The organism is Luteimicrobium album (assembly GCF_030161555.1).
Classification (GTDB): Bacteria; Actinomycetota; Actinomycetes; order Actinomycetales; family Cellulomonadaceae; genus Luteimicrobium; species Luteimicrobium album.
In genome coordinates this window covers 3,216,201-3,229,223 of sequence record NZ_BSUK01000001.1, presented here as the reverse complement: position 1 = coordinate 3,229,223, position 13,023 = coordinate 3,216,201, and the positions used below count along the sequence as shown (strand labels likewise).

General features: G+C 73.7%; 8 protein-coding genes and 3 pseudogenes. 5 read left to right on the top strand and 6 right to left on the bottom strand.

Annotated elements, in window-relative coordinates; translation table 11 throughout:
- Positions 1-71: 71 nt before the first annotated feature.
- Genes QQK45_RS16465 through QQK45_RS16455 form a run of 3 tightly spaced genes read right to left on the bottom strand, consistent with a single transcriptional unit; the run spans position 72 to position 1,641 of the window.
- Entirely contained in the window at positions 72-392 is a 321-nt protein-coding gene (locus QQK45_RS16465) for a hypothetical protein (protein ID WP_284294190.1), read from the bottom strand.
- Complete coding sequence (locus QQK45_RS16460; RefSeq protein WP_284294189.1) at positions 359-1,270, bottom strand: hypothetical protein; 912 nt, start codon at positions 1,268-1,270, stop codon at positions 359-361. Before QQK45_RS16460 ends, QQK45_RS16465 begins: the two co-directional genes overlap by 34 nt.
- Positions 1,267-1,641, bottom strand: coding sequence for a hypothetical protein (locus tag QQK45_RS16455; RefSeq protein ID WP_284294188.1), 375 nt, complete (start codon positions 1,639-1,641; stop codon positions 1,267-1,269). Before QQK45_RS16455 ends, QQK45_RS16460 begins: the two co-directional genes overlap by 4 nt.
- A gap of 100 nt (positions 1,642-1,741) precedes the next feature.
- Here QQK45_RS16455 and lipB point away from each other — a divergent pair, with 100 nt between their 5' ends.
- The 3 genes from lipB (at position 1,742) to QQK45_RS16440 (ending at position 4,324) form a co-directional block, all read left to right on the top strand.
- Positions 1,742-2,455 carry a lipoyl(octanoyl) transferase LipB gene (lipB, locus tag QQK45_RS16450; RefSeq protein ID WP_284294187.1) on the top strand — a complete coding sequence of 238 codons (714 nt, stop codon included), beginning with the start codon at positions 1,742-1,744 and terminating at the stop codon, positions 2,453-2,455.
- 61 nt (positions 2,456-2,516) lie between these two features.
- Positions 2,517-3,518, top strand: a complete 1,002-nt coding sequence (gene lipA, locus QQK45_RS16445) for a lipoyl synthase (protein ID WP_284294186.1) — start codon at positions 2,517-2,519, stop codon at positions 3,516-3,518.
- 65 nt (positions 3,519-3,583) lie between these two features.
- Complete coding sequence (locus tag QQK45_RS16440; protein WP_284294185.1) at positions 3,584-4,324, top strand: DUF4191 domain-containing protein; 741 nt, start codon at positions 3,584-3,586, stop codon at positions 4,322-4,324.
- 163 nt (positions 4,325-4,487) lie between these two features.
- On the opposite strand, the gene QQK45_RS16435 is transcribed toward QQK45_RS16440, so the two are convergent.
- Positions 4,488-4,883 carry an RDD family protein gene (locus tag QQK45_RS16435; RefSeq protein ID WP_348525261.1) on the bottom strand — a complete coding sequence of 132 codons (396 nt, stop codon included), beginning with the start codon at positions 4,881-4,883 and terminating at the stop codon, positions 4,488-4,490.
- A gap of 241 nt (positions 4,884-5,124) precedes the next feature.
- Here QQK45_RS16435 and glnA (QQK45_RS16430) point away from each other — a divergent pair.
- Positions 5,125-6,548: pseudogene (gene glnA, locus QQK45_RS16430) on the top strand (type I glutamate--ammonia ligase).
- 162 nt (positions 6,549-6,710) lie between these two features.
- On the opposite strand, the pseudogene QQK45_RS16425 reads toward glnA (QQK45_RS16430), so the two are convergent.
- Positions 6,711-9,919 (bottom strand): annotated as a pseudogene (locus QQK45_RS16425) (bifunctional [glutamine synthetase] adenylyltransferase/[glutamine synthetase]-adenylyl-L-tyrosine phosphorylase).
- 8 nt (positions 9,920-9,927) lie between these two features.
- Positions 9,928-11,271 (bottom strand): type I glutamate--ammonia ligase, encoded by a 1,344-nt coding sequence (gene glnA, locus QQK45_RS16420; RefSeq protein ID WP_284294184.1) that lies wholly within the window; start codon positions 11,269-11,271, stop codon positions 9,928-9,930.
- A 114-nt stretch (positions 11,272-11,385) separates the two neighbouring features.
- On the opposite strand from glnA (QQK45_RS16420), the pseudogene nadE reads away from it, so the two are divergent.
- Positions 11,386-12,708, top strand: a pseudogene (gene nadE, locus QQK45_RS16415) (NAD(+) synthase); the annotation flags it as partial.
- Positions 12,709-13,023: the final 315 nt, after the last annotated feature.

Genomic DNA, 13,023 nt, shown 5'->3' with positions numbered 1-13,023 from the left:
TCACAACCGGAGGCCCTCACCCTCAGCTCTTCACGGCCGTGTCGCCGAAACAACGTCCCTGGACATCACAGCTAGCCGGCCGCCACGGACCGCACGCGCCAGCCGTGGTCCGTCCAGGCGAGCTCGAGCCGGTCGGTGCGCTCGGCCGCCGCCGGGACCGACGACGTGGCACCATCCTTCGCGCGCAGGGTGTAAGCACCGATCGTGTACCGGACGTCGACGGTCGCCGCGTCGGCGCCCGACCTCACCACGCGCGTGGCCGCCACGTCGACCGGTGGTGCCGTGACGAGCGCGCCCCGCTGGGCGACCTGAGCGGCCAGTGAGTCGTCCGCGGCGCGCGCCGGCGAGCCCGCGACGGTCACGGCGTCCTCGGCGGTGGCGCCCGCGAGCATCGCACCGCGGCGCTGCGTGAGCTCGTGGGCCGCGCGGTCCGGGTGGTCGCGCTCGAGCGTCGCGTCGGTCGGGGCGGGTGCGGACGCCGCTGCCGACGCGCTGGGCGCCGCCTCGGCGGGCTGACCGCTCCCCACGGGCGCAGCACGACCAGCACCACGGCGCCGACGACGAGCGCGGCGACGGCGCCGGCCAGCGTGACGCTCCGGGCACGGCGGCGCCGCAGGCGCGCGGCCGACCGGGCCCGACGGCCCTCGGGCTCGTACGGCCCCTCCGGAGCCGCGAGCGCACGTGCCCGGACCAGCGTGTCCTCCAGGGGGTCCGCCGTCCGCGGCGGGACCACGCGCCGGCGCGGGACCTGCGAGACGGGGCGTCGGACGACCCCGGTGACGGGTCGCCCGGCCGACGCCGGTGGGACCGATCCGTCCGCCGGTGCGGCGGACCGTCCCATCGCCACGGCGGCGAGCGCCGCGAGGTCGGGGACGGAGACGGGCTCGGCGGCGACGGTCCGTGCGGCGCGGGTCGCGAGCTCGTCGGCGGTTCCCGCCTCGTGGGGGCCGGCGCCTCGCGCGGTGGAGTCGAGGATCGCAAGGAGCGCCGCGACCGCCGCGGCGTCGTCGGGGTCGGGGACGTGCGCCGGATCGGTCGCCGGGCCGTCGGCCGCGTCGGCGCCGTCCGCGACCGCATCGCGCGCGAGGGCCGCGAGCGCACGCACGTCCTCCGACGGCGACGCACCCGCGCCGGGCGGCACCACGTCGGGCTGCAGGTGGCAGCGCCCGTCGTCGTCGACGACGATCCGGTCGGCCGTGACCCCGCCCTGCGCGAGGCCCGCCGCGTGCAGGGCGGCGAGGGCGTGCCCGGCTCCTGTGACGATCGTCACGACCTCGCCCGCGCGTAGGGCGCCACGCCGCGCGAGGACGTCCCGCAGGGTCGTCCCGGTCCCGCCGCGGAGCACGACGGCGAGCTCTCCCCGGCCTCGACGACGGTCGCGACACGTGCCACGTGGGCGTGCTCGACGGTGCGCAGCCGTGCCACGCGCTCGTCGACGCCCGGTCCGAGCTCCGCCCGCCGCAGGACCTGCAGGGCGCAGGCTGCGCCATCGGGCGCGCGCACCGCCCAGGTGCCGCCCACGCGCGCGGCGCCGGTGTAGCCGGCGGCCTGGAGGGCTTCGCGGACCGGGCCGCCGGGGACGTCCAGGGCGGCGTTCTCGCCGGACGCCGCCGGCGGACGGGGCTCGCTCGGACCTGTCATGGGGACATCGAACAGGAAACCGGCCGACCGCACGTCGGTTGTCCACAGGCGCGGCGGACGGCTGCCCGAGCACCCGCCGAGCGGGTCTAGCCTGGGGTCCATGCGCTTCGCTCCGCTCGGGCTCGGCACGGTCCACTCGCCCTACCAGCCGACGTGGGAGCTGCAGCGCAGCATCCACGCCGAGGTCGCGGCGGGCGAACGCCAGGACACGGTGCTCCTCGTGGAGCACGAGCCCGTCTACACCGCCGGACGACGTACCCACCGCGACGAGCGGCCCGACGACGGCACGCCCGTCGTCGACGTCGACCGCGGCGGCAAGGTCACCTGGCACGGCCCGGGCCAGCTCGTCGCGTACCCGATCGTGCGGCTGCGCGCGCCGATCGACGTCGTCGCCTACGTGCGTTGCCTCGAGCAGGCCGTCATCGACGTGTGCGCGGCGCTCGGCCTCGAGACCATCCGCGTGGAGGGCCGATCGGGGGTGTGGTTCGCCGCCGACGGCGCGCGCCGCGAGCGCAAGGTCTGCGCGATCGGCGTCCGCGTCGCCAGGGGCGTGACGATGCACGGCCTCGCCCTCAACTGCAACCCGGACCTCGGGGAGTTCGGCCGGATCGTGCCGTGCGGCATCAGCGACGCGGACGTGACGTCGCTGACGGCCGAGCTCGGCCGGGCCGTGACGATCCAGGAGGTCCGTCCCCTGCTCGAGCGCGCGCTCACCGACGCGCTCGCCACCGTCGTCGCGGACCCGCCGACGACGTCCCCGACCAGCCCTGCGACGCCCGCGCTCCGCGGGTCCGGCGCTCCCGCGCTGCCGTAGGCTGGACGACGCCCGCACGCCGCCCCCGACCGGGGCCGGCGACCACCACCTGGGAGACAGCGTGACCATCGCACCCGAGGGCCGTCGCATGCTGCGCATCGAGGCCCGCAACGCGGCCACCCCCATCGAGAAGAAGCCGTCGTGGATCAAGACGCGCGCGACGATGGGCCCGGAGTACACCGAGCTGAAGAGCCTGGTGCGTTCCGAGGGACTGCACACGGTGTGCGAGGAAGCGGGCTGTCCCAACATCTTCGAGTGCTGGGAGGACCGCGAGGCGACGTTCCTCATCGGCGGCGACCAGTGCACGCGGCGCTGCGACTTCTGCCAGATCGACACGGGCAAGCCCGCCGACTTCGACGCGGACGAGCCGCGTCGCGTCGCCGAGTCGGTGCAGGCGATGGGCCTGCGCTACTCGACGGTCACGGGCGTCGCGCGCGACGACCTGGCCGACGGCGGCGCCTGGCTGTACGCGGAGACGGTCCGCCAGATCCACGCCATGAACCCGGGCACGGGCGTCGAGCTCCTCATCCCCGACTTCAACGCGATCCCCGAGCTGCTGGCCGAGGTCTTCGGCTCGCGCCCCGAGGTCCTCGCGCACAACCTCGAGACCGTCCCGCGCATCTTCAAGCAGATCCGCCCCGGGTTCCGGTACGAGCGGTCGCTGTCGGTGCTCACGCAGGCGCGCGAGGCCGGCCTGGTCACCAAGTCGAACCTCATCCTCGGCATGGGCGAGACCATCGACGAGGCCAAGTCGGCGCTGCAGGACCTGCACGACGCGGGCTGCGACCTCGTCACCATCACCCAGTACCTGCGCCCGTCGCTGCGGCACCACCCGATCGACCGGTGGGTCAAGCCCGAGGAGTTTGTCGAGCTGTCGGACGAGGCCGAGCGGATCGGGTTCCTCGGTGTCATGTCGGGGCCGCTGGTGCGGTCGTCGTACCGGGCCGGCCGCCTGTGGGGGCAGGCCATGACGCGCCGAGGCGAGACCATCCCCGACGCTCTCGCGCACCTCGCCCAGCCGACGACGTCGCGCCAGGAGGCCGCGTCCCTGCTCGCCCGCTGAGGGTGGGTCCGGACGGGCCGCGGGCGGCGCCCGGCCCGTCCGGCGCCCCGGTAGACTGCCGGATTATGGCCCGTAGCAAGGACACGTCGAAGGGCGCCGGCGCAGAGTCGTCGAGCGAGCCCAAGCAGAAGAAGCAGCGCTGGTACCACCAGGTGTGGTCCGCGTACACGATGACGCGCCGCAGCGATCCCGCGGTCACGTGGTGGGTCCTCGGCGTGTTCGTCGGGGTCGTCGTCGTGGCGACGCTCGTGGGCTTCCTGCTCGGCGGCCACTGGATCTCCGGCCTGATCGTCGGAGTGCCGTTCGGTCTGCTGGGCGGCATGTTCGTCCTGACGCGCCGCGCCGAGGCGGCGGCGTACCAGCAGATCGAGGGCAAGCCCGGCGCGACGCGCGCCGCGCTCGGCTCGGTCCGCCGCGGCGGCTGGACGTTCGAGGAGGAGCCGGTCGCGTTCGAGGCCCGCAGCCAGGACCTCGTGTTCCGCGGCGTCGGGCGCGCGGGCGTGCTCCTCGTCGGCGAGGCCCCCGCGGGACGCGCGACGCGTCTGCTCGAGGCCGAGAAGAAGCGCACGGCGCGCGTCGTCGCGGGCGTGCCGATCACGACGCTCGAGTGCGGCAACGGCGAGGGCCAGGTCCCGCTCCGCAAGCTCGTGAAGACCGTCCAGAAGATGAAGCCGACGCTGACCAAGGCGGAGGTCGCCGAGGTCTCCAAGCGCCTGCGCGCGCTGGGCGGCGCGAGGCTCCCGATCCCCAAGGGGATCGACCCCACGCGCGTGCGCCCGGACCGCAAGAGCCTGCGCGGCCGCTGACCGCGACACGATGAAGCCCCGTGCCCGACGTCGTCGGGCACGGGGCTTCGTGCTGTCCGGGCAGGTCTCGGTCGCTCGGGGCCCCGGTCGTCCGTCTCCCGGCACCTGACGGCTGCGCGCGGCGGGCACACGATCCCGGACCCGAACCGACCCGGGGAGCAGCTCAGCGGCGGACGATCGCCGTCCCCGCGGCGCGGTCGTGCAGGCCCCGACCGTCGCCGTCCCAGACGACGGCGGGGACGACGAGGCAGACCAGCACCGACCGCACGAGCGCGCGCAGCGGGCCGGGTGGCCCGTCGGGGGCGTCGGCGACGAGCCGGCGCACCCGGAGGCCGAGCACGCGGTGGCCGACGGTGAACCCGGCGGTCCCGACGAGGAGGACGTTCTCCCCGAGGAAGATCAGCAGCGTCGCCCAGGAGTTGCCGCCGAAGAACCCCAGGCTGACGGCCCAGCACAGCGCCCAGTCGATCAGCAGCGCGACGACGCGCCGTCCGACGGGCGCGAGCGACCCCGGCCCGTGCGGGGAGGCCGAGCCGCGCGCCGCGGGTGGACGGGCCACCGGGCGTGCCCTCGAGCCAGGAGCCGATCTCGTCGCGTGACACCACGGGTCCAGGGTACGGGGGCGACCTGGGCGACCGGACGCCGTCGGGCGGGGACCCGTCCCGTCCGTGAGACGAACTCGTCACACGGTGGCACCACGCGTAACGTGCCTGAAACACGACCTACACGGAGGCGAAACCGCCTCGCCCTAGGTTCGAGACGCCCCGAGAAGGGGCTCCACCGATCAAGGAGTTCATCGCATGTTCAAGAGCGCGGAAGAGGCGATCGCCTTCACGCGGGAGCAGGATGTCGAGTTCGTCGACGTGCGTTTCTGCGACCTGCCGGGCGTCCAGCAGCACTTCAACATCCCGATCTCGGAGTTCGAGGACGCCGCGTTCACGGACGGCATGATGTTCGACGGTTCGTCGATCCGTGGCTTCCAGGCGATCCACGAGTCGGACATGAAGCTCATCCCCGACGTCCAGACGGCGTTCGTCGACCCGTTCCGCAAGCACAAGACGCTCGTGGTGAACTTCTCGATCGTCGACCCGTTCACGGACGAGGCGTACTCGCGCGACCCGCGCAACATCGCGGCGAAGGCCGAGGCGTACCTCCGCTCGACCGGCATCGCGGACACGGCGTTCTTCGCGCCCGAGGCCGAGTTCTACATCTTCGACGACGTGAGGTTCTCGACGAACCAGCACGAGTCGTTCTACTCGCTCGACTCGAAGGAGGCCGCCTGGAACACCGGCCGCGACGAGGAGGGTGGCAACCTCGGCTACAAGACCCGCTACAAGGGCGGCTACTTCCCCGTCTCTCCCAACGACCAGATGGCCGACCTTCGTGACGACATGGTCGCGATGCTCACCCAGGTGGGCCTGCAGGTGGAGCGCGCGCACCACGAGGTGGGCACGGCCGGACAGCAGGAGATCAACTACCGCTTCAACACCCTGCAGCACGCAGCCGACGACCTGATGAAGTTCAAGTACGTCATCAAGAACGTTGCGTGGGGCGCCGGCAAGACGGTCACCTTCATGCCGAAGCCGCTGTTCGGCGACAACGGGTCGGGCATGCACTCGCACCAGTCGCTCTGGAAGGACGGCGAGCCCCTGTTCTTCGACGAGAAGGGCTACGGCGGCCTGTCGGACCTCGCGCGCTGGTACATCGGCGGCCTGCTCAAGCACGCCCCGTCGCTGCTCGCGTTCACGAACCCGTCGGTGAACTCCTACCGCCGCCTGGTCCCGGGCTACGAGGCCCCGGTCAACCTCGTGTACTCGGCGCGCAACCGCTCCGCGTGCATCCGCATCCCCGTGACGGGCTCCTCGCCCAAGGCGAAGCGCATCGAGTTCCGCGTCCCCGACCCGTCGAGCAACCCGTACCTGGCGTTCTCGGCGATGCTCATGGCCGGCATCGACGGCATCCAGAACCGGATCGAGCCGCCGGAGCCCGTCGACAAGGACCTGTACGAGCTGCCCCCGAGGAGCACGCGCAGATCCAGCAGGTCCCGGGCTCGCTCGACGCGGTGCTGGACCGGCTCGAGGCCGACCACGACTTCCTCACGCAGGGCGATGTGTTCACGCCGGACCTGATCGAGACCTGGATCGCCTACAAGCGTGAGAAGGAGATCGACCCCGTCCGCCTGCGTCCGACCCCGCACGAGTTCGAGCTGTACTACGACGTCTGATCGGTACGTCGCAGTACGAGTGCCGGCGGCGCTCTCCCCTCGGGGAGGGCGCCGCCGGTGCGTCCGGCCCCGGACGGCGACGTCGAGTACGAGGCTTTCCGCCGAGATCGAGGCCTATGACCTCGATCTCGGCGGAAAACCTCGATCTCGGCGTGCCGGGGTCTAGCCCTCGCCGTAGAACACGCGGTCGACGACGGCGCGTGCCCGGCGGGCGGTCCGCAGGAAGTGGTCCTCGAGGTCGCCGCCGGACCCGTCGAAGCGCAGCGCGGCGGCGAGGCCGGCGAGGTTGCGGCTCTCGTGCGGGAGCACGTCGACGGCCTGCCCGGTCGGCCGGCCGGACCAGAGCACGTTCGCGGCGCGCAGGCGCGACGCGAACAGCCAGGCGTCGAACAGCTCGTCGGCGTCGTCCGCGGCGAGGAGGCCTGCGGAGGCGGCGGCGCGAAGCGCAACCCCGGTCTCGGTCGTGCGCAGCTCCGGCACGTCGTGGGAGTGCTGGAGCTGCAGGAGCTGCGCGGTCCACTCGACGTCGGAGATGCCGCCGCGACCGAGCTTGAGGTGCCGGGTGGGCTCGACGCCGCGGGGCAGGCGCTCGGCCTCCACGCGTGCCTTGATCCGCCGGATCTCGCGCACCGTCGCGAGGTCGATGCCGCCGTCCGGGTAGCGCAGCGGGTCGATGAGCGCCACGAACCGGGCCGCGAGACCCTCGTCGCCGGCGACCGAGCGGGCCCGCAGGAGCGCCTGCGCCTCCCACGGCGAGGACCAGCGCTCGTAGTACTCGGCGTACGAATCGAGGGTCCGCACGAGCGGACCGTTGCGGCCCTCGGGGCGCAGGTCGGCGTCGATGGCGAGCGCGGGCTCGGCGCCGAGCGCGCCGCAGATCGTCCGGATGCGGGTGGCGACGGACAGCGCGAACGCCTGCGCGGCGCCGGGGTCGACGCCGGGCCGCGGGTCGTGGACGAACAGCACGTCGGCGTCCGAGCCGTAGCCCATCTCCCGGCCGCCGAGCCGCCCCATCCCGACGACCAGGAGGTTCGTCGGCGACTCGTCGGGGCTCGTGCCGTACCCGAGCTCGGCCCGCGCGTCGTAGGCCGCGATGCGCAGCGCCCCGACGAGCACCACGTCGGCCGCGGCGGAGATCGCCTCCATCGCGGGGACGGTGTCGGTCAGCCCGAGCAGCTCCGCTGCGGCGGTCCGGGCGAGCTCTCGACGACGCACGGCGCGCAGCGTCGTCGTGGCGGGCTGCGTCTGGTCGGCCCGGGTCAGGACGGCGTCGACCTCGGCGTCGAGGCGGGCGAGGTCACGCGGCGCGAGGTCGGCGTCGTCGTCGAGCCAGGCGACCGACTCGGGCGACCGCGCGAGCGCGTCGGCGACGTACTGCGAGTTCGCGAGCAGGGTCGCGAGGCGGCGGGCCGCGAACCCGGAGTCGCGCAGCAGCTTGAGGTACCAGGGCGTGGTGCCGAGCTCGTCGGACAGCTTGCGAAAGGCGAGCAGCCCGCGGTCGGGGTCGGCGCCGTCGGCGAACCAGCCGAGCATCACGGGCAGGAGCTGGCGCTGGATCGCGGCGCGGCGGCTCACCCCGTCGGTGAGCGCCTGGATGTGGCGCATCGCGCCGGCGGGGTCCCGGTAGCCGATGGCGGCCAGACGGGCGCGGGCTGCCTCGGGCGCGAGGCTCGCCTCCTCCTCGGAGAGCTGGGCCGTCGCGGGCAGCAGCGGGCGGTAGAACAGCTCCTCGTGCAGGGTGCGGACCTCGCGCCGGGTCGCCCGCCAGCGCTCGACCATCCCGTCGTCGCCCTCGGCGTGCATGCCGAGGGAGCGGGCGAGACGGCGCAGGTCGGCGTCGGCGGTGGGCATGAGGTGCGTGCGGCGCAGCCGGTAGAGCTGGATGCGGTGCTCGAGCGCGCGCAGGAACCGGTAGCAGACCGCGAGGCGCGCCGCGTGCGCCCGCCCGACGTACCCGGCGTCGGACAGGGCGGCGAGCGCGGTGAGCGTGTTGGGGCTGCGGATCGACTCGTCCGCACGCCCGTGCACGAGCTGGAGGAGCTGGACGGTGAACTCGACGTCGCGCAGGCCGCCCTTGCCGAGCTTGATCTGTCGGTGGGCCTCGGCAGCCGGGACGTGGTCCTCGACGCGCCGCCGCATCGCCTGCGAGTCCTCGACGAAGTTGTCGCGCTCGACGGCCCGCCAGACGAGCGGGTCCACGGCGTCGCGGTAGGCGCGGCCGAGCTCGGGGTCCCCCGCGACGGGGCGTGCCTTGAGCAGCGCCTGGAACTCCCAGGTCTTGGCCCAGCGCTCGTAGTAGGCGAGGTGGCTCGCGAGGGTCCGCACGAGCGGACCCTGCTTGCCCTCGGGGCGCAGGGCCGCGTCGACGGCCCACAACGGGGGCTCTCCCGACGGCGCGGCGCAGGCCCGCATGAGGCCGGTCGCGAGGCGGGTCCCGACTGCGGTGGCGTACTCCTCGTCGTACCCGGGCTCGGGCTCGACGACGTAGACGACGTCGACGTCGGACACGTAGTTGAGCTCGCGCCCCCGGTCTTGCCCATGCCGATGACGGCGAGGCGCACGCCCGCGCCGTGGTCGTCGAGCTCGGCGCGGGAGACGGCGAGCGCGGCCTCGAGCGCGGCGGCCGCGAGGTCGGCGAGCGCCGCGGCGACGCCGGGCAGCCGGGTCAGGGGTTCGCCGCAGCACAGGTCGGCGGCGGCGATCCGCAGGAGCCGCGCACGGTAGGTATGGCGGAGCGCGTCGACGCCCTCGCTCCCGGCGAGACGGGCCACGGGGACGTCCGCCCCCGGGTCGGCGCCGACGGCGGTCAGCAGCTCCGCCCGGACGGCCGCCACGGGCCGGCCGAGCGCGGGGTCGGGGTCGGTCAGCACCGCGAGCAGCTCGGGGTGCCGGACCAGCTCGTCGCCGAGCGCGGCCGACGCGCCGAGGACGGCCAGCAGCCGCTGCCGGACGACCTCCGGCGGTACCGGCGCGGGCGAACCCTCGACCTCCGCTCGAAGGTCAGCCCGGTGCTCGCCCGACGCCGACCCCTCACCCTCAGGTGCAGGTCGAGCCTCGGTGCGCCGGGGCGCGAGGGCGGGGGTGCCGCCGTCGCCGGTGCCGGGCGCGAGCACGTCGCGCAGGAGCGCGAGCGTCTCGCCGTCCCCGGCGGCGTCGCGACGCTGCGCCGACTCCGCCAGCCGCACGAGCGCGAGCAGCGCCAGGTCCGGGTCCGCGACCGCGCCCAGCGCGTCGAGCAGCGGTGACGTCGCGTCGACCGCCCCGACGACCGCCGCGAACGCGGGGTCCGCGACGAACGTCTCGGCACGGGCGACGGCCGTGAAGCCCAGGCGCGTCAGGCGCCCGGCGAGCGTCTGCGGGCGGCGGGTCACGGGCGGGGTCACAGGATCGAGAAGAAGCGCTCCAGCTCGAACGGCGTGACCTGCGTGCGGTACGCCGTCCACTCCTCGCGCTTGTTGCGGAGCACGTAGTCGAAGACGTGCTCGCCGAGGGTCTCGGCGACGAGCTCGGACCGCTCCATGATGCCGATGGCCTCGTCGAGGTCCTGCGGCAGGGGGCGGATGTCGAGCGCGCGGCGCTCGGTCGGGGTGAGCTCCCAGACGTCGTCGGACGTCTCCTCGGGCAGCTCGTAGCCCTCCTCGATCCCCTTGAGCCCGGCGGCGAGCAGGAGCGCGAACGAGAGGTACGGGTTGGCGGCGGAGTCGAGGGCGCGGTACTCGATGCGGCTCGAGTTGCCCTTGCCCGGCTTGTACATGGGCACGCGGACGAGCGCGGACCGGTTGTTGTGGCCCCAGCTCACGAAGCTCGGCGCCTCGGAGCCGCCCCACAGCCGCTTGTACGAGTTGACGTACTGGTTGGTGACGGCGGTGATCTCGGCGGCGTGGTGCAGCAGCCCTGCGATGAACTGCCGCGCGACCTTGCTCAGCTCGTATTGGGACCCGGGCTCGTGGAACGCGTTGCGGTCCCCCTCGAACAGGGACATGTGCGTGTGCATCCCGGAGCCGGGGTGCTCCGCGAGCGGCTTGGGCATGAAGGACGCGTAGACGCCCTGCTCGAGCGCGACCTCCTTGACGACCGTGCGGAACGTCATGAGGTTGTCGGCGGTCGTGAGCGCGTCCGCGTAGCGCAGGTCGATCTCGTTCTGGCCCGGCCCCGCCTCGTGGTGGGAGAACTCGACCGAGATGCCCATCGACTCGAGCATCGTGATCGCGGCACGCCGGAAGTCGTGCGCCGACCCGCGCGGGACGTGGTCGAAGTAGCCGCCCCGGTCGACGGGGACCAGACGCGGGACGGGCGCGTCGAGGTCGAGCGCCTGGAACAGGTAGAACTCGACCTCGGGGTGCGTGTAGAACGTGAACCCCTTGTCGCTGGCCTTCGCGAGCGCGCGCTTGAGCACGTACCGCGAGTCCGCGAGCGACGGCTCGCCGTCGGGCGTGAGGATGTCGCAGAACATGCGGGCGGTGCCCTGCTGCTCACCGCGCCACGGCAGGACCTGGAAGGTCGTCGGGTCGGGCTTCGCGATCATGTCGGCTTCGTACACGCGCGTGAAGCCCTCGATCGAGCTCCCGTCGAAGCCGATGCCCTCCGAGAACGCCGACTCGAGCTCGGCGGGCGCGACGGCGACCGACTTGAGCATGCCGAGCACGTCCGTGAACCAGAGCCGGATGAACCGGATGTCGCGCTCCTCGACGGTGCGCAGCACGAACTCCTGTTGCCTGTCCATGCCCCCATCCTGCCCGACGCGGCGCCCCGTTGTGGACACCCGCCGCGCGTCCGCCCGCGGGTCGCGTCGTCGGCGTGTCGCGGACCGCCCCACGGGACCTCTTAGGCTGACCCCATGGAGCCCACGACCCCGCCGTTGCGGATCGCGCTCGCCCAGGTGGACACGTGCGTCGGCGACGTCGCGGGCAACGCCGCGACCGTGCTGGAGTGGACGCGCAAGGCCGCCGACGCCGGTGCCCGTCTCGTCGCGTTCCCCGAGATGACCCTCACGGGCTACCCGATCGAGGACCTGGCGCTGCGGGCGTCGTTCCGCCGGGCCGCGTACCGGGCCGGCGACGACCTGGCCCGCACGCTCGCCGACGAGGGCCTCGGGGACGTGACCGTCGTCGTCGGGACAGTGGGGGCGCGGCCGATCAAGGAGCGGCCGATGGCCGCGCTGGGGTCGCCGTCGCGGCCCACGAACCGGGCGATCGCGCTGCGGGGCGGCCGCGTCGTCGCCTCGTACGACAAGCACCACCTGCCCAACTACGGCGTGTTCGACGAGTTCCGCGTCTTCACCCCCGGCGACTCGACGTGCGTGCTCGACGTCGACGGGCGCCGGCTCGGCCTGGTGATCTGCGAGGACATCTGGCAGGACGGCGGCCCCGTCGCCGCGCTCGCGGGCGAGGACGTCGACGCGCTGCTCGTGGTCAACGCCTCGCCGTTCGAGGAGGGCAAGGGGCACCAGCGCACCGAGCTCGCGGCGCGGCGCGCGTCCGAGGTCGGCGCCCCGCTGCTCTACGTCAACCAGGTCGGCGGCCAGGACGACCTCGTGTTCGACGGCGGCTCGTTCGTGGTCGCGCCGGGCTCGGACGCCCCGCTCGCGCGGGCGCCGCAGTTCGTGCCCGACCTGCTGGTCTGGGATCTGCCGGCGCGCGGCGAGACGTTCGCGCGCGGCACGGTCGCTCCCCCGCTCGAGGCGGACGAGGAGGTCTACCGCGCCTGCGTCGCCGGCCTCGCCGGGTACGTGCGCAAGAATGGGTTCCGGTCGGTCGTCCTCGGCCTGTCCGGGGGCATCGACTCGGCCCTGACCGCCGCGATCGCCGCGGACGCGATCGGTGGCGAGAACGTCGTCGGGGTCTCGATGCCGTCCGCGTACTCCTCGGAGCACAGCAAGGACGACGCCGCGGACCTCGCCGAGCGGCTGGGCGCGGACTACCGGGTCCAGCCCATCGCGCCGATGGTCGACGCGTTCCAGGGCGAGCTGCACCTCGACGGCGTCGCGGAGGAGAACCTGCAGGCCCGTGTCCGCGGCGTGCTCCTCATGGCCATCTCCAACCGCGAGGGCCACCTCGTCATCGCGCCCGGCAACAAGTCGGAGCTCGCGACGGGCTACGCGACCATCTACGACGCCGGCTCCATCGGCGGCTACGCCCCCATCAAGGACGTCGACAAGTCGCAGGTCTGGCGCCTCGCGCGCTGGCGCAACAACCACGCGCTCGACGCCGGCGAGATCCCCCGATCCCCGAGTCGTCCATCACCAAGCCACCGTCCGCGGAGCTGCGCCCCGGCCAGCTCGACCAGGACTCTTTGCCCCCTACGACGTGCTCGACGAGGTCCTCGACGCATACATCGAGCACGCGGAGGGGCGGGCCGAGCTGCTGGCCCGGGGCTTCGACCCCGAGGTCGTGGACAAGGTCGTCACCCTCGTCGACCGCGCCGAGTGGAAGCGGCGCCAGTACCCGCTCGGCACCAAGGTCACCGCCCTCGCGTT

What these genes read in the sequence shown, in the direction of transcription:
- QQK45_RS16465 (WP_284294190.1), bottom strand. Translation starts at nt 392, where the DNA reads ATGCTCGCGGGCGCCACCGCCGAGGACGCCGTGACCGTCGCGGGCTCG.
- QQK45_RS16455 (WP_284294188.1), bottom strand. Translation starts at nt 1,641, where the DNA reads ATGACAGGTCCGAGCGAGCCCCGTCCGCCGGCGGCGTCCGGCGAGAAC.
- lipB (WP_284294187.1), top strand. Translation starts at nt 1,742, where the DNA reads ATGCGCTTCGCTCCGCTCGGGCTCGGCACGGTCCACTCGCCCTACCAG.
- QQK45_RS16440 (WP_284294185.1), top strand. Translation starts at nt 3,584, where the DNA reads ATGGCCCGTAGCAAGGACACGTCGAAGGGCGCCGGCGCAGAGTCGTCG.
- glnA (WP_284294184.1), bottom strand. Translation starts at nt 11,271, where the DNA reads ATGGACAGGCAACAGGAGTTCGTGCTGCGCACCGTCGAGGAGCGCGAC.